Source organism: Actinoalloteichus caeruleus, from assembly GCF_049311605.1.
Taxonomy (GTDB): Bacteria; Actinomycetota; Actinomycetes; order Mycobacteriales; family Pseudonocardiaceae; genus Actinoalloteichus_B; species Actinoalloteichus_B caeruleus.
This window is the reverse complement of sequence record NZ_CP186005.1, coordinates 2,492,690-2,510,729: the sequence shown is the minus strand read 5'-3', so window position 1 is coordinate 2,510,729 and position 18,040 is coordinate 2,492,690. Positions and strand designations below refer to the sequence as shown.

1 protein-coding gene and 2 pseudogenes are annotated in these 18,040 nt (G+C 77.1%); all 3 read right to left on the bottom strand.

Annotation, left to right across the window (positions count from 1 at the left end; genetic code table 11):
• Positions 1-35: 35 nt before the first annotated feature.
• Positions 36-4,484: pseudogene (locus ACOJVX_RS10895) on the bottom strand (SDR family NAD(P)-dependent oxidoreductase); the annotation flags it as partial.
• Positions 4,479-5,624 (bottom strand): annotated as a pseudogene (locus tag ACOJVX_RS10890) (polyketide synthase); the annotation flags it as partial. The pseudogenes ACOJVX_RS10895 and ACOJVX_RS10890, both read right to left, overlap by 6 nt.
• A gap of 34 nt (positions 5,625-5,658) precedes the next feature.
• Positions 5,659-18,003, bottom strand: coding sequence for a type I polyketide synthase (locus ACOJVX_RS10885; protein ID WP_422647492.1), 12,345 nt, complete (start codon positions 18,001-18,003; stop codon positions 5,659-5,661).
• Positions 18,004-18,040 lie beyond the last annotated feature (37 nt).

Below are 18,040 nucleotides of genomic sequence, written 5' to 3'. Positions count from 1 at the left end.
CCGGCGGTGATTCCCCTGTCCTGTTCCCACAGCCCCCAGGCCAGGGAGGTGGCGGGCAGTCCGTGGGCGTGGCGGTGGGCGGCCAGCCCGTCGAGGACGGCGTTGGCGGCGGCGTAGTTGCCCTGGCCGGGCCCGCCGAGGACCCCGGCGGCGGAGGAGAACAGCGCGAACAGCGCGAGGTCGCTGGTCAGTTCGTGCAGGTGCAGCGCCGCGTCGGCCTTGGGCCGCAGCACCCGGTCGAGCTGGTCCGGGGTGAGGGAGCCGATCACGGCGTCGTCGACGACCGCCGCGGTGTGGACGACGCCGGTGAGGGGGTGGTCGGCGGGCACGGAGGCGATCGCCTCGGCGAGGGCGTCCCGGTCGCCGACGTCGCAGGCCAGGACGCGGACCCGGGCGCCGGCCGAGGTGAGGTCCTCGCTGAGGGCGGCGGCGCCGGGGGCGTCGGGGCCCCGGCGGGAGAGCAGCAGCAGGTGCCGCACCCCGTGGGCGTCGACCAGGTGGCGGGCCAGGAGCCCACCGAGGTCCCCGGTCCCCCCGGTGACGAGGACGGTGCCGTCCGGGTCGGGACGCCGGGGCAGGGTGAGCACCACCTTGCCGGTGTGGTGGCCCTCGCGGACGTGCCGGAACGCCTCCCGCGCCCGGTGGACGTCCCAGGTGGTCACCGGCAGCGGGGCGAGCGCCCCCCGGTCGAAGAGGTCGAGCAACGCGGTGAACATCCGCTGGATGTGGTCGGGGCCGGCGTCGAGGACGTCGAAGTCCCGGTAGCGGACGCCGGGGTGGTCCCGGGCGATGGTGGCGTCGTCGCGGATGTCGACCTTGCCCATCTCCAGGAACCGGCCGCCGGGGCGCAGCAGCCGCAGGGAGGCGTCGACGAACTCGCCGGACAGCGAGTTGAGGACGACGTCGACCCCGTCGGCGAAGGCGTCCTCGAACTCGAGGGTGCGGGAGGAGGCGATGCGCTCCTCGGCGATCCCGTTCCCCCGCAGGGCATCCCATTTGCGGGGGTGCGCGGTGCCGTGGACGGTGGCGCCGAGGTGGTGGGCGAGTTGGGTGGCGGCCATGCCGACACCGCCGGCGGCGGCGTGGACCAGCACCGACTCCCCCGGGGCGAGGTCGGCGAGGTCGACCAGGGCGTGGTAGGCGGTGAGGAACACCAGGGGCATCCCGGCGGCCTGCTCGAAGGTCCACCCGTCGGGGAACCGGGTGAGCAGGCGGCGGTCGGCGACGGCGACGGGCCCGAACCCGCCGAACACCAGGCCGGTGACCGGGTCGCCGGGGCGGAGGTCGGTGACCCCGGGGCCGACCTCGCGGACGACGCCGGCGGCCTCGCCGCCCAACAGGCCCGTGACGCTGGGGAACAACCCGAGGACGGTGAAGACGTCGCGGAAGTTCACGCCGGCGGCCCGGACGTCGATGCGGACCCGCCCGGCCGGGAGCGGGGTGTCGAGCACGTCGGGGCAGGGGTCGATCCGCAGGTTCTCCACGGTGCCGGTGCCGCTGGTGCCCAGCCGCCACGCCGGCTCCCCCGGTGGCGGCGCGAGGACCCCGTCGGAGGTGAACCGGGTGAGCCGGGCGGCCAGCGGCCGGCCCTCCCGCACGGCGATCTGGGGTTCTCCGGTGGCGAGGGCGCGGCGCAGCGCGCCGGGGAGGTCCCGGGTGGTGGCGGTGGTGGTGTCGACGTCGACGAGGACGAGCCGGCCGGGGTGTTCGGACTGGGCGGAGCGGACGAGGCCGTGGACGGCGGCTGCGGCCAGGTCGGGGACGTCCTCGCCCGGTGCCGTGGACACCGCGCCGGTGGTGAGCACGAGCAGGCGGGTCCCGTCGTCGGTGGCCAGCCAGTCCCGCAGGGTGGTGAGGGCGGCGGTGGTGGCGGTCCGCACGTCCCCGGTCGGGGGTGACCAGATCCGCACCTGGGCGTCGGTGCCCTCGCCCGGTCCGAGGCCGAACCGGTCCTCCCCCAGCGGCGCCCACCGGGCGGGGTCCTCCTCGGTCCCGCTGGTCGGGGTCCAGCCGGGGCGGAGCAGGTGGTCGAGCACGGCGGGGTCCCGGGTGGTGGGGTCGCCGCCCAGCCTGCGCACGGTCAGCGCGGCGATCTCGGCGACGGGCGCGCCCCCGGCGTCGGCGAGGACGAGGCGCACCGCCTGCCCGCCCAGGTGGGTGACCCGGACCCGCAGGGTGCGGGCACCGGTGGCGTGGACGCGCACCCCGGCGAAGGAGAAGGGCACGAAGGCCGTGTCGGCGGGCAGGAACCCGGTGAGCCGCAGGGTGTGCAGGGCGGCGTCGAGCAACGCGGGGTGCACCGCGAAACCGTCGGGTTCCGCCGGGGCGGGCAGGGTGACCTCGGCGAACACCACGTCGTCCCGGCGCCAGGCCGCGCGCAGCCCGCGGAAACCGGGGCCGTAGTCGACGCCGACGGCGCGCAGGCTGGTGTAGACGTCGCCGGTGGACAGGGCCCGCCCGCCGCTGGGGGGCCAGTCGGTGAGCGGGTCGGGTTCGGCGTGGCCGTCGGTGAGGGTTCCGCTGGCGTGTTCGGTCCAGGTGCCGCCGGGGTGGTCGGGGCGGGCCAGCACGGACACGGTGGCCGGCTCACCGGGGGTGGCGACCACGCGGATCCGGACGGCGCCTCGGTCGGGCAGTTCCAGTGGGCGGTGGACGACGAACTCCTCCAGCGTGCTGGCGCCGAGCTCGTCGCCCGCGCGGACGGCGAGGTCGACCAGGGCGGTGCCGGGGACCAGCACCCGGTCCAGGACCCGGTGGTCGGCGAGCCAGGGCTGGTCGGCCCGGGAGAGCCGTCCGGTGAGCAGGACACCCCCGTCGGGCAGGTCGACGGCCGCGCCGGCCAGGGGGTGACCGGTGGTGTCCTGTCCGAGCGCGGCGGCCCCGGTGGCGGCGGCGGGGGCACCGAGCCAGTACGGGGTGTGCTGGAAGGAGTAGGTGGGCAGCTCGACCGGGGTGGCGCCGAGGTCGGTGAACAGCGGGGTCAGGGTGACGTCGTGGCCCCGGGTGACGAGCCGGCCGACTCCGGCCGCCACCGACCGGGTCTCGGGGGTGTCGTGGCGCAGCAGGGCGATGGCGGCGCCACCGGGGCGGCGGAGGGTGTCGGTGACCATCGCGGAGAGCACGCCGCCCGGTCCCAGTTCCACGAAGGTGGTGGTCCCTCCTCGTTCGGCGGCGGCGACGCAGTCGGCGAAGCGCACGGTTCCCCGCGCGTGGTCGGCCCAGTAGTCGGGGGAGGCCACCTGGTCGGCGGTGAGGGGGGCGGCGGTGCGGTTGGACAGCACCGGGATCGACGGTTCGCGGGCCGTGGTGCCGGCGACGACGGCGCGGAACTCGTCGAGGACCGGTTCCACGAGCGCCGAGTGGAACGCGTGGGACACCCGCAGTTCCCGTGTCCTGGTGCCGCGCCCCGCCCAGCGGGCGGCGAGGGCCCGCACCTCGGTGGCCTCACCGGAGATCACCACGGAGGCGGGGCCGTTGACGGCGGCGACGCTGACGGCGGTGCCCGCCACCTCCACCGACACCTCGGCCTCGGGGGCGGCGACGGCGACCATCGCCCCGCCGGGGGGCAGCGCCGCCATGAGGCGGGCCCTGGCGGCCACGACGCGGCAGGCGTCGGGCAGGTCCCACACCCCGGCGACGTGGGCGGCGGCGAGTTCGCCGACCGAGTGCCCGATCAGGACGTCGGGGCGGACGCCCCAGGACTCCAGCAGCCGGAAGAGGGCGACCTCGACGGCGAACAGCGCCGCCTGGGCGTGGCCGGTGTCGTCGAGCCGGCCGTCGTCGGCACCGGTGAGCACCAGGTCGGCCAGCGGGGTGGCCGCCCCCAGGTGGCGGTCCAGTTCGGCGCAGACCTCGTCGAAGGCCTCGGCGTAGCGGGGGTGGGCGGCGCGCAGCTCGCGTCCCATGCCGGGGTGCTGCGCGCCCTGCCCGGTGAAGGTGAAGGCGATACCGCCGCCGTGGCCGTGCTCCCCGGCGTCCGCCGGCAGGGACCGCAGTTCGTCGAGCCCACCGGTGACGACGACGCGGTGCGGGAGCAGCGCGCGGCGGGTGGCCAGGGTCAGGCCGACGTCGGCCGGGCGGAGCTCGGGGTGGGCGGTGAGGAAGTCCGCCAGGGTCCTCGCCTGGGCGAGCAGGGCCGGGGGGTTGGGGGCTGACAGCAGCCAGGGCACGGCGGGCGGGGTGGGTCCACCGGTGGGGTCGCCGGTGGCGACCACGGGCGGGGACACGGGTGCGGGCTCGGGTTCGGGTTGGGGTTCGGGTTCGGGGGCCGCTTCGAGGACGACGTGGGCGTTGGTGCCGCTCATGCCGAACCCGGACACGGCGGCGCGGCGCGGCCCGGGGCCGGCGGGCCAGGGCCGCGCCTGGGCGAGCAGTTCGACCCGGCCGGCGGTCCAGTCGACCTCGGGGGTCGGGGTGTCGGCGTGCAGGGTGCGGGGCAGTGCCCCGTTCCGGAGGGCGCCGAGCGCCTTGATGACGCCGGCCATCCCGGCCGCGCCCTGGGCGTGGCCGAGGTTGGACTTGACCGAGCCGAGCCACACCGGGGTGTCCCGGTCCTGCCCGTAGGTCGCCAGCAGCGCCCGCGCCTCGATCGGGTCGCCCAGGCGGGTGCCGGTGCCGTGGGCCTCCACGAGGTCCACGTCGGAGGGTCGGAGGCCGGCGTCGGCGAGGGCGGCGCGGATGACCCGCTGTTGGGCGGGTCCGTTGGGGGTGGTGAGCCCGCTGGAGGCGCCGTCGGAGTTGACCGCGCTCCCCCGGACGAGGCCGAGGACGGGCAGCCCGGCCCGCCGGGCCTCCGACAGGGGGGCGAGCAGCAGGACGCCGGCCCCTTCGCTGAACCCGGCGCCGTCGGCGGCGGCGGAGAACGCCTTGCAGCGGCCGTCCGGGGCGAGGCCCCGCTGCCGGGAGAACTCCACGAACACCGCCGGTTCGGCGATGACGGCGACCCCGGCGGCGACGGCCAGCCGGCATTCGCCGGCCCGGAGGGCGCGGGTCGCCAGGTGCAGGGCCACCAGCGAGGAGGAGCAGGCGGTGTCGACGGTCAGCGAGGGCCCTTCGAACCCGTAGGCGAAGGACAGCCGTCCGGAGACGACGCTGCCGGCCTTCCCCGTGCCCAGGTGCCCCTCCAGGTCGTGGGGCACCCCGGCGTGGCGGGCGCCGTACTCGGTGGCGCTGATGCCGGTGTAGACGCCGACCCGTTCGCCGCGCAGGCCGTCGGGGGCGATGCCGGCCCGTTCCAGGGCCTCCCAGGTCAGTTCCAGCAGGAGCCGCTGTTGCGGGTCCATCGCCAGCGCCTCCCGGGGGGAGATGCCGAACAGGTCCGCGTCGAAGCCGGCGACGTCGGCCAGGAACCCGCCCCGCCGGGTGGTGATGCCCCCGCGCGTCCCCGGGTCCTCGGCGTGCAGGCCCTCGATGTCCCAGTGCCGGTCGGTGGGGAAGTCCCCGGTGGCGTCCCGTCCCTGGGCGACGAGGTCCCACAGCGCTTCGGGGCTGTCGGCCCCGCCGGGGTAGCGGCAGCTGGCGGCGACGATGGCGACGGGTTCCCGACCTGGGTCCTCGGGCCGCGCGGCGAGCTGGGCCCGCGCCTGGCGCAGTTCCACCGTCACCTTGTTCAGCAGCCGCCGCATGCGGTCGTCGTCGGTCACGTCCTGCCTCCGTTCCTCAGGAGATGCCGAACTCGGCGTCGAGCAGCGCGATCAGTTCCTCGTCGCTGGCCGACTCGATGTCCGCCCCACCGGCCCCTGGCGCGTCGTCGAGATCGAGTTCGGCGAGCACGTGGCGGGTGAGCGCGTCCGGGGTGGGGTGGTCGAACGCGGCGGTGGCGGGCAGTCGGAGCCCGGTGGCGGTGTTCAGGCCGTCGCGCAGCCGGACCGAGGCCAGTGAGTCGAACCCCTGTTCGCGGAATCCCCGGCCCGGGTCGACGGAGTCCAACTCGCCGTGTTGGAGGACGGCGGCGGTGGTGTCGAGGACGAGGGCGCGCACGATGCGGTGCCGGGCCGCCGGGTCGGCGGCCCGCAACCGGGCGAGCAGGTCGGCGGGGCCGGCGGTGTCCTCGGCGGCGGGCAGCAGGTCCCGCAGCAGCGGTGGCGGGGTGGGGCCGGCGACGACCGCCCAGTCCAGGTCGGCCACGAGGGTGTCGGCGGGGGCGTCGAGGATCCGCCGCAGCGTCGCCAACGCGCGCTCGGGGTCGAGGTCGCGGACCCCGGGGCGGCGGCCGTGGTCGCCGTCGGTGGCCCAGTGGCCCCAGGCGACGGAGGCGGCGGGCAGGCCCTGGGCTCGGCGGCGGGCGGCGAGGGCGTCGAGGACGGCGTGGCCGGGGGCGTAGCCGCCCTGCCCGGACGCGCCGAGGGTGCCGCCGACCGAGGAGAACAGGACGAACGCGTCCACCTCGTGGTCGCGGCTCACCCGGTCGAGGGCGGTGGCGGCGGTGACCCTGGTGCGCAGCACGCGGGTGAGCTGGGCGTCGGTGAGGTCGGTGAGCATCGCGTCGTCGAGGACTCCGGCGGTGTGCACCACGACGCGGGGGGTCTCGTCGGCGAGGGCGGCCCGCAGGGCGTCCTCGTCGGCCGGGTCGCAGGGAACGGGGTGGACGGCCGGGGGCAGGTCCTCGGGTGGGGGCGTGGCCGGGTCGGTCAGCAGGAGGACGCGCGGGGCCCCCATGGCGGCCAGCCAGGTGGCGACGAGGCGGCCGGTGGTGCCCTCTCCCCCGGTGACCACGGCGGTGCCCGCCGGCCGCCACCGGCCCGGGGTGGGCGGGGCGGGCGCGGGCCGGATCCGGCGCGTCCACGCCCGGCCCGCCCGCAGGGCCAGTTCGTCCTCGTCGCCGGCCACGGCCGTCGGCAGCCAGGTGAGCGCGTCGAGGTCGACGACGTCGACCAGTCCGCCCCAGGAGTCGGGGCGCTCGGCGGCGAGCACCCGTCCCAGCCCCCACTGGGCGGCCTGCCCGGGGTTGGGCACGTCGTCCCCGGGTGCCGCCGAGACCGCGCCGCGGGTGACGATCCACAGCGGAACGCCCTTCGGGAGGGCCTGGACCAGGTGGACGGTCGCGAACAGGCCGCCGGTGGCGGTGCCCTCGTCGGCCAGGGACAGCAGGGAGACCACGCCGGCGGCCTCGCCGTCGGCCAGCAGCCGCGCCAGGCCCGCGCGGGAGGTGTCGGTGGCGGTGCGCACCTCGAACCCGGCCGGGATGCCGGCGGGGACCTCGACGGAGCTCGGGGTGAGGACCAGCCACCGGCCCTCGGGCGGGGTGGTGGCGGGTCGGTGCGGGAGGGGCCGCCACTCCACGCGGTGGCACAGGTCGGCGCCGGCCGGGGTGTGCCAGGTGGCCAGGGCGGGCAGCAGCCGGTCGAGGGCGTGGAGGTCCTCGACGTCGGCCAGCCCGAGCCGGGTCCGGAGCGTCTCGGTGTCGCCGTCGTGGACGGCGGTCCAGAAGTCGTCGTCCCGCTCCTGGGGGGTGTCCGGTTCGTCGATCCAGTAGCGCCGGTGTTGGAAGGGGTAGGTCGGCAGGGCGACGGGCCGGGCGGTGCGCCTGGCGATCACCGTCGACCAGTCGACGGGGACACCCCGCACGTGGGCCTCCGCGACGGCGGTGAGCACCTGCCGGTGGCCGCCGTGGTCCCGTCGGAGGGTGGCGACGAGTCCGACGGGCACGCCGGCGGCCTCGGCGATGTCGCCGGTGGCGGGCAGCAGCACCGGGTGCGGGCTGACCTCCACGAAGGTGCGGTGGCCCCCGGCGAGCAGTGCCTCGGTGGCGGGCAGGTAGCGGACCGGTTCGCGCAGGTTGCGGAACCAGTGGTCGGCGGTGAGTTCCCCGGCCCGCACCCAGTCGCCGCTGACCGTCGAGCGCATCGGCACGGTCGGGTGTCCCGGGTGGATGTCGGCGAGGTCGCGGACCAGGGTGTCCCGGAGCGCGTCGACGGCCGGGCTGTGGGAGGCGTAGTCGACGGCGATGCGGCGGGCCCGCACCCCGGCGGCGTGGAGGGCGGCGGCGAGGGCGTCCAGGTCCTCGGGCGGTCCGGCGAGGACGGTGGCCAGGGGGCCGTTGGTGGCCGCCACGCTCACCCGGCCGGCGTGGGGTGCCAGGTGGTCGGCGGCGTCGGCGGCGGACAGCCCCACCGACAGCATCCCGCCGGTGCCCGCCAGGTCCCGCAGGGCGCGGGCGCGGACGGCGACGACGCGGGCGGCGTCGTCGAGGGAGAGGGCACCGGCGACGCAGGCGGCGGCGATCTCCCCCTGCGAGTGGCCGATGACGGCGTCGGGTCGGACGCCGTGCTCCTCCCACACGGCGGCGAGGGACACCATCATCGCGAACAGCGCGGGTTGCAGGACGTCGACCCGGTCCAGGCCGGCCCCGGTGCGCAGCGCCGCCTCGAGGTCGAGGTCGGCGTGCCGGCGGAGGGCGGCGGCGCAGTCGGCGATCCTGGCCGCGAACACCGGGCTCTCGGCCAGCAGGTCGCGGGCCATGCCGGGCCACTGTGCCCCCTGCCCGGGGAACACGAGGACGGTCCGCGCGTCGGGGTCGACGACCCCGGTGACCACCGACGGCGTCGGACGTGAGGAGGCCAGCGCGCGCAGCCCGGCGTGGAGCCCGTCGCGGTCGGCGCCGAGGACGACGGCGCGCCGGTCGAGGGCGGCCCGCCGGGTCAGCAGTCCGTGGGCGACGTCGGTGACGTCGACGTCGTCGTCGGTGAGCAGGCGGGCGAGGCGGCCGGCCTGCTCGGTGAGCGCGGCCCCGGACCGGGCGGAGAGCAGCAGCGGCGGCGCCGCCGTGGACGGTCCGATGTCGGGTGCCGGGTCGGGCCGTCCGGGCTCGTCGGGGGCCTGTTCGAGGATGACGTGGGCGTTGGTGCCGCTCACCCCGAAGGACGACACCGCGCCCCGTCGTGGCGCCTCCCCCGTCCAGTCCCTGGCCTCGGTGAGGAGTTCGACGGCGCCGGCGGTCCAGTCGACGTGCCCGGTGGGCCGGTCAACGTGCAGGGTCCTGGGCATCCGGGCGTGCCGCATCGCCTGCACCACCTTGATCAGGCCGGCGACCCCGGCGGCGGCCTGCGAGTGGCCCAGGTTCGACTTGACCGAGCCCAACCACAACGGGGCGTCCCGGTCCCTCCCGTAGGTGGCGAGCAGGGCCTCGGCCTCGATGGGGTCACCGAGCCGGGTGCCGGTGCCGTGGGCCTCGACGAGGTGGACGTCCCGCGCGGCGAGGCCGGCGGATGCCAGCGCCTGCCGGATCACGCGTTGCTGGGCGGGTCCGTTGGGGGCGGTCAGCCCGTTGGAGGCGCCGTCCTGGTTGACCGAGGTCCCCCGCACGACGGCCAGCACGGGGTGACCGTGGCGGCGGGCGTCGGAGAGCCGTTCCACGAGCAGCAACCCGGCGCCCTCGGACCACCCGGTGCCGTCGGCGGCGGCGGCGAAGGGTTTGCACCGGCCGTCGGGGGCCAGGCCCCGTTGCCGGGAGAACTCCACGAACGGTGTGGGGGAGGACATCACGGACGCGCCGCCGGCCAGCGCCAGGTCGCACTCGCCGGACCGCAGGGCCCCCACGGCGAGGTGCAGGGCCACCAGCGACGACGAGCAGGCGGTGTCGACGGTGACGGCGGGACCCTCCAGACCGAAGGTGTAGGCGATGCGGCCGGAGGCGACGCTGCCGGCGGTGCCGTGGCCCAGGTAGCCCTCCAGTTCCCCGGGGACGGTGCGCAACCGGCCCACGTAGTCGTGGTGGATCTGCCCGGCGTAGACGGCGACGGGACTGCCGCGCAGCGCGGTCGGGTCGATCCCGGCGTCCTCGAAGACCTCCCAGGCCAGTTCCAGCAGCAGCCGCTGCTGCGGGTCCATCGCGGTCGCCTCCCGGGGGGAGATCCCGAAGAACGCCGCGTCGAACCCGGCGACGTCGTCGAGGAACGCCCCGGCCCGGACGTAGCTGGTGCCGGTCCGGTCCGGGTCCTCGTCGAACAGGGCGGCGAGGTCCCAGCCCCGGTCGGTGGGGAACGGGCCGACGACGTCGACCTCGTCGTCCACCACCCGCCACAGGTCCTCCGGCGAGGCGATGCCCCCGGGGAACCGGCAGCTCATCCCGATGATCGCCACCGGTTCGTCCTCGGCGGCCGGGGCCGCCCTCGTGGCGGTCCGGGCCGGTGCGGAGGTCCCGTCGAGCGCGGTGAGCAGGTGGGTCGCCAGGGCGGCCGGGCTGGGGTGGTCGAAGGCGGCGGTGGTGGACATCCGCAGCCCGGTGGCCGCCTGGAGCCGGTTGCGCAGTTCCACCCCGGTCAGGGAGTCGAAGCCCTGCTCGGAGAAGGCCCGGTCGGGGACGACGGCCGCCGGGCCCGGGTGGCCGAGGACGGCGGCGGCCTCCGCGCGCACCAGGGCGAGCGCGGCGGCCGGTCGGTCGGCCGCCGGCAGGTCGCCGAGCCGCGCGCCGCCGCCCCGGGCGGGCCGGTCGACGGGCCGGCCCCGGACCAGGGCGCGCATCGCGGGTGGCAGGGGGCGCGCGGAGCGCGGGTCGAGCGCGGCGGCCACCACGCAGGGGTCGGGCGAGTCGAGGGCGGCGTCGAACAGGGCGAGGGCCGCGTCGGTGTCCATCGGGAGGACACCGCCCCGCCGCAGGCGTTCCCGGTCCCGGTCGGTGAGGTGGCCGGTCATGCCGCTGACCTCGGCCCACATGCCCCAGGCGATCGAGACGGCGGGCAGGCCGGCGGCCCGCCGTTCCACGGCGAGCGCGTCGAGGGCGGCGTTGGCGGCGGCGTAGCCGGCCTGCCCGGCGCCGCCGAGGGTGCCGGCGATGGACGAGAACAGCACGAACGCGGCGAGGTCGGTGTGGGCGGTGAGCTCGTGCAGGTGGCGGGCGGCGGCGATCTTCGGGTCCAGCACCACAGGCAGGGTGTCGGGGTCGGTGTTCGCCACGGTGGCGTCGGCGAGGACCCCGGCGGCGTGGACGACCACGCCCAGGTCGTCCACGGTGGCCAGCAGCGCCCGCAGCGCCGCGCGGTCGGCGGCGTCGCAGGCCACCACCCGGACCTCGGCCCCGGCCTCGGCGAGGTCGGCGAGCAGGTCCGGCGCGGCGTGGCCGCCGCGGCTGAGGAGCACCAGGCGGCGGATGCCGTGCCGGGCCGCCAGGTGGCGGGCGACGAGTCCGCCGAGGACACCGGTGCCGCCGGTGATCAGGGCCGTGCCGCCGGGGTCGACCGGTGCCGGCACGGTCAGCACGTTCTTGCCGGTGTGCCGGCCGGCTGCCATGACGCGCAGCGCGCCGCGAGCGTGCCGGACATCCCAGGCCCGGGTGGGTAGGGGCCCGGGGCCGTCGGTGGTCAGCGCGGCGAGCATCTCCCCGATCCGCTCGGGCCCGGCGTCGGTGAGCAGGTCGAACGCCCGGTAGGTGAGCCCGGGTGCGGTGCCGGGGTCGCGGATGTCGGTCTTGCCGAGTTCGACGAAGCGGCCACCGGGCGCGGTCAGGCGCAGCCCGGCGTCGACGAACTCGCCGGTGAGGGAGTTCAGGACGACGTCGACTCCCCGGCCGCCGGTGACCGCGCGGAACCGCTCCTCGAAGCCGGTGTCGCGGGAGGAGGCGATGTGGTCCTCGGGGATGCCGAGGTCCCGCAGCACCGACCACTTCCCGGGGCTGGCGGTGGCGAGGACCCGCGCGCCGTGGCGACGGGCGAGGGCGATCGCGGCCATGCCCACCCCGCCGGTCCCGGCGTGGACCAGCACGGTCTGCCCGGGTTGGAGGCCGGCGACGTCGAACAGGCCGTAGTGGGCGGTGAGCTGGGCGATGGGCACACCGGCCGCGTCGGCGAAGGACCACCCGGCCGGGATCGGCGCGAGCATCCTGGCGTCGGCGACGACCCGGGGCGCGAAGGCACCGTCGACGACGCCGAACACGCGGTCGCCGGGGTGGAGGTGGGTGACGTCGGCGGCGGTCTCCACCACGACCCCGGCGGCCTCGCCGCCGAGCACGTCGTCGGTGACGGTGACCACGCCCAGGGCGAGCAGGACGTCCCGGAAGTTGACGCCGGCGGCGCGGACCGCGATCCGGACCTGGCCGGGCCGCAGGGGGTCGGGTGGCGCGGGGACGGCGGCGAGGTCGTCGAGGGAGCCGGTTCCGCCGATCGCCAACCGCCACGGCCCGTCGGGCACGGGCAGCGGCGGTGGGTCGGTGGGTGGTGGGGCGCTGGCCGGTCGCAGCCGGGCGGCGGTGACGACCCCGTCCCGCACGGCCAGGTCGGACTCGCCGGCGCGCAGCGCGCCGAACACCGCCGGCCAGGCCGGGCCGGGGTCACCGTCCACGGTGGCGAAGGCGCCGGGGTGTTCGGTGGCGGCGGCGCGGAACAGCCCGGTCACCGGCCCGCCGCCCCGGGTGAGCACGACCAGGGTGGCGTCGCGGCCGATCCAGTCCTTGGCCAGGGCGAGCGCGGCGAGGGTGGCGGTGCCCGGGTCACCGGCGGGGGCGCGGACCAGGACGAACTCGGCGTCCTCGACGGGCACCGGGTCCGGCACCGGGTGCGGGGCGGTCAGGTCGGCGTCGAGCGCCGCGACCCGGACGTCGGTCGCGGCCGGGTGGTCGACCGGCACGTGGTCGAGGCGGTGCGGTGCCGGCGCGGCGGCGGCGGGGGACCGCAGGGTCAGGGCCTCGACGCGGGCGACGAGCCGGCCGGTGTGGTCGACGGCGACGACCTCGACGGTGGTGGCGTCGAGGACGCGGAGCCGGGCCCGCAGGGCGCGGCCGGTGGGGGCGCGGAGTTCCACGCCGGTGAAGCCGAACGGCAGTGGCGTGCCCGCTCCCCCGACGTCCGCGCCGCTGGCGCCGATGGCCTGGAGCACCGCGTCGAGCAGCGCGGGGTGGCAGGTGAAGTCCCCGCCGGTGTCCTCGGGCAGTTCGACCTCGGCCCGGAGTTCCGCGCCGGGCCCGGTGCCGGTGCGCCACAGCGCCCGCAAGCCCCGGAACAGCGGCCCGTACTCGTAGCCCCGGTCGGCGAGCCGGTCGTAGGCACCGTCGAGGTCGACCGGCTCCGCCGCCCCGGTCGACCAGGCGGCCGGGGCGGGGCCCGGGCCGGCGGCGACGACGGCCCCGGTGGCGTGGGTGGTCCACGGGCGGTCGCCGGCGCGGGCGTGCAGGGCCACCGGGCGGCGGCCGTCCGCGTCGGGCTGGTCGACGACCAGCCGGAGGGTGACCGGGACGTCGAGTTCCACGGCCACGGGGGCGGTGAGGGTCAACTCCTCGATCCGGTCGCAGCCGTGCCCGGCGGCGACGGTGGCCACCAGGTCGAGCACGGCGGTGCCGGGCACCAGGGCGGTGCCGCGCACGGCGTGGTCGGCGAGCCACGGGTGGGTGGTGAGGGAGATCAGCGCGGTGTGGACGGTGGCGTCGGGCAGGTCGACGGACGCGCCCAGCAGCGGGTGGTCGGCGGCGGTGATCCCGGCGGAGCCGAGGTCACCGGTCCCGCCGCCGGCCGGGGGCAGCCAGAACCGCTGGCGGCGGAAGGCGTACCCGGGCAGCGGGACGCGGCGGGCGCCGCTGCTCTGGAACCAGGAGGTCCAGTCGACGTCGACCCCGGCCGTCCACAGCTGGGCGGCGGCGGTGAGCAGGGGGGTGAGGTCGTCGTGGTCGCGGCGCAGCGAGCCGGTGACGACCCCGGTGGCCTCCCGCTCGTCGAGGATGTCGGTGAGGCCGACGGTGAGCACGGGGTGCGGGCTGGACTCGACGAACACGCGGTGCCCGTCGGCGAGGGCGGCCTCGACGGCGTCCTGGAACCGCACGGGGTCGCGCAGGTTGCGGAACCAGTACTCCGGTCCCAGGTCGGCGGTGTCGACGCGGGTGCCCGTCACCGTCGAGTAGAAGCGGGTGTCGCAGGAGCGGGGGCGGATGTCGGCGGCGAGGTCCACGAGCCGGTCCCGCAGGGCCTCCATCCTCGGCGAGTGGGAGGCGTAGTCGACGGGGATGCGTCGGGCGCGGATGCCATCATCCGCGCAGGAGGCGACGAGCCGGGCGAGGGCCGCGCCGTCACCGGAGACCACGGTGGACCGGGGCCCGTTGCTGGCGGCGACGACCGTTCCCGGGGGCAGTCGGCGTTCGGTGTCGGCGGCGGACAGCGGGACCGAGACCATGCCGCCGTCGCCGGCGATCTCCCGCAGGGCGCGGGCGCGCAGCGCGATGATCCTGGCGGCGTCGCCCAGGTCGAGCCCGCCGGCCACGCAGAGGGCGGCCAGCTCTCCCTGGGAGTGCCCGATGACCGCGTCCGGGCGCACCCCGAGGGAGGTCCAGAGCCGGCCCAGGGCCACCATCACCGCCCACAGCACGGGTTGGACGACGTCGACGGTGTCCAGGCTGGGGGCGCCCTCGGCGCCGGTGAGGACGTCGAGGGCGGAGTACCCCAGGTGGGGGCGGAGGGCGTCATCGCAGGCGGCCAGTTCCGCGCGGAACGGTGCGGACACCGCCAGCAGCCGGGTGCCCATGCCCGCCCACTGGGAGCCCTGGCCGGGGAAGACGAGGACGACGCCGTCCCCTCCTCCGCCCACCGTGGTGGTGACGGCGCGGTCCGACCAGTCGCGCAGCGCCCGCGCCGGGTCCTCGTCGGCGCCGAGGAGCAGCACGCCCCGGTGGTCGAGGGTGGCCCGGCCGGCGGCCAGCGAGAACCCCAGGTCGCTGGCGTCGGCCCCTCCGGACCCGCGGAGGTGGTCGGTGAGGCGGTCGACCTGGGCGCGCAGCGCCTGGTCGTCGCGGCCGGACAGCACGAGGGGGACCAGCGGTGGGGGTGTCCGCGTGGTGGGGGCCGCCTCTGGCGGGGCGGGCGCCTGTTCGAGGACGACGTGGGCGTTGGTGCCGCTGATCCCGAAGGAGGACACGCCGGCGCGGCGGGGGCGGCCGTGGTCGGGCCACGGCTGTTCCTCGGTGAGCAGCGCCAACCCGGAGGTGGCCCAGTCCACGTGGGGGGAGGGCCGGTCGACGTGCAGGGTGCGGGGCAGTCGGCCGGCGCGCAGGGCCAGCACCACCTTGATCACGCCGGCCACGCCGGCGGCCGCCTGGGTGTGGCCGAGGTTGGACTTCAGCGATCCCAACCACAGCGGGTGGTCCCGGTCGGCGCCGTAGGTGTCGGCGAGGGCGTTGGCCTCGATGGGGTCGCCCAGCACGGTGCCGGTGCCGTGCGCCTCGACGGCGTCCACCTCGGACGGTTCCAACCCGGCGTCGGCGAGGGCCCGGCGGATCACGGCGCGTTGGGCCTGTCCGTTGGGCACGGTCAGCCCGTGGGAGGCGCCGTCGGAGTTGACGGCGGAGCCGCGCAGCACGGCCAGCACCTCCCGGCCGTCCCGCCGGGCGGCGGACAGCCGCTGGAGGAGCAGCAGTCCGGCCCCCTCGCCCCAGCCGGTGCCGTCCGCGTCGGCGGAGAAGGATCGGCAGCGGCCGTCCGGGGAGAGCCCGCGTTGCCGGGAGAACTCCACGAACAACTGGGGTGTGCTGATGACGGTGGCCGCCCCGGCGAGGGCCAGCTCGCACTCCCCCGCCCGCAGGGACCGGGCGGCCAGGTGCAGGGCGACCAGGGAGGAGGAGCAGGCGGTGTCCACGGTGAGGGCGGGTCCCCGCAGCCCCAGGGTGTAGGCGATGCGGCCGGAGGCGACGCTGCCGAGCTTGCCGACGTCGAGGTAGCCCTCCAGTTCGGGCGGCGGCGGGTCGATGCCGGCTCCGTACTCGTGGCGCATGACCCCGGTGAAGACCCCGACCTCCCGGTCGCGCAGCGAGTCCGGGGCGATGCCGGCGTTCTCCAGCGTCCGCCAGGCCACTTCGAGCAGCAGCCGCTGTTGCGGGTCCATCGCCAGCGCCTCGCGCGGGGAGATCCCGAAGTGCTCGGCGTCGAAGTCCTCGACGTCGGCGCGGAAACCGCCCCGGGTGGTGATCGAGCGCCCCGGCCGGTCCGGGTCGGGGTCGTGCAGCCGGTGCAGGGGCCAGCCCCGGGTGGTGGGGAACTCACCGGTGGCGTCGACGCCGTCGACGACCAGCCGCCACAGGTCCGCCGGGTCGTCGACCCCGCCGGGCAGGCGGCACCCCATGCCGACGATGACGACCGGGTCGTCGTCGGGTTCGACCGGTGCGGCCCGGCGGCGCGGCTCGGGCCGGGACGAGGTCCCCCCGGCCGTGACCGTGGTGGTGGTGGTGCCGAACAGCCGGTCCCGCAGGAGGCGGGCGACGGCGGCGGGGGTCGGGTGGTCGAAGACGACGGTCGCCGGCAGCGGCACGCCCGCGCGGCGCACCACCGCGTCGCGCACCAGGAGGGCGGTGAGCGAGGTCAGCCCCAGCTCCCCGAACGGCCGGTCGTCGGCCACGTCGGCCCGGTCGACGCCGAGCGCGGCGGCGGTGCCCTCCCGGACCAGGCCGAGGAGCCGCCGGTGCCGTTCCCGGCGGGACAACGGGAGCAGGCCGGCGCGGAGGCCGTCCGCGCGCCCCTCGTCGGCGCCGGGCGCGGGCTCCTCGGCGGTGGTCGGGACCTCCGCGAGCAGCCGCCACGGCCGCTCGGCCAGCAGGTGCCGGGTCACCTTGCCGGCGGCCGTCCTGGGCAGGGCGTCGAGCGCGCGCAACTGGGTGGGCACCCGGAACCCGGCGAGCTTCTCCCGGCAGACGCGGAGGACCTCCTCGGGGTCGAGGTCGTCCCGGCCGACGAGGTAGGCGACCGGCACCTCCCCGAGCCGGGGGTCGGGCGCGGGCCCCACGGCGGCGTCGAGGACGCCGGGAGCGCCCAGCAGCACCTGTTCCACCTCGGCGGGGTGGATGTTCTCCCCACCTCGGATGATCAGTTCGGAGATGCGGCCGGTGACGGTCAGGTAGCCGTGGTCGTCGCGGCGGGCCAGGTCGCCGGTGCGGTACCAGCCGCCGGGCAGCGCGTCCGCCGTGGCCTCGGGGTCCCGGTGGTAGCCGGCCATGACGTTGGGGCCGCGCACCCACACCTCGCCGTCCTCGCCGACCGGCACGTCGGTGCGGGTGCCCGGGTCGACCAGCCGCACGGACAGGCCGGGCACGGGCAGCCCGCACGACCCGGGGACGCGGGTGCCACCGGGCCAGTTCGTGGTGATGGGCCCGCAGGTCTCGGTGGTGCCGTAGCTGTCGATCAGCGGGGCACCGAACCGGGCCTCGACGCGGGCCGGCAGCTCGGCGCCGCCGACCGCGCCGGCGGTCAGGCACAGGCGGAGCCCGGGGGCGACGATGCCGTCGGCGTCGGTGGCCCGCAGCAGCTCCTGGTACATGGCGGGCACCCCGACCAGCACGCTGAACTCCCCGGCCGCCAGCCCCGCCAGCACCTCCTCGGCGGCGAAGCCGGAGGTGACGTGGGCGCTGGCGCCCACCGCCAGCACGCCGAGGGTGCCGAGGTGGTGGCCGAGGCAGTGGTGCAGCGGCAGCGGCCACAGCACGCGGTCCTCGCCGCTCAGGCCGAGGATCGGGGCGTAGCAGGCGGCGATCGTCCACAGCGAGTTCCGCGTGGAGGAACGCACACCCTTGGGTCGGCCGGTGGTCCCGGAGGTGTAGAGCATGAACGCCCAGTCGTCCACCCCGAGGTCGTCGCGGGCGGGTTCCGGCGCGGGGCTGGTGGCGAGGTCCTCGAACCGGGGGCCGTCCCAGTCCACCGGGTCGACCTCGTCGGCGAGGACAGTGGTCAGCGCGGGCGCCACCCGGGTGAGCCTGGCGATCCGCGCCGGGTCGGTGATGACGGCGACGGCGCCGCTGTCCGCCAGGAGGTGGGCCAGCTCGTCGTCGCTGGACAGGGGGTTGACCGGCACCCCGACCGCCGAGGCGCGGGCGGTGGCGAGGTAGCTCTCCACGAGGGACACGCCGTTGCCGAGCACGAACGCCACCCGCTCCCCCCGGGCCACCCCGAGGGCGGCCAGGTGCCCGGCGAGCCGCCCGGTGCGGGCGGACAGCTCCGCGTAGCTCACGGAACGGCGGGCGTCGGAGTAGGCGGTGCGCTCCGGGATGTCGCGGGCGTGGTCGCGCACCAGCTCGTGGACGGGGCGGATCAACTCGGTCCTGAGCATGTCACCACACTTCGCTCACTGGGGTCGGGGCCGCCCG

Coding starts and splice junctions, on each gene's coding strand:
- ACOJVX_RS10885 (WP_422647492.1), bottom strand. CDS start 18,003: ATGCTCAGGACCGAGTTGATCCGCCCCGTCCACGAGCTGGTGCGCGAC.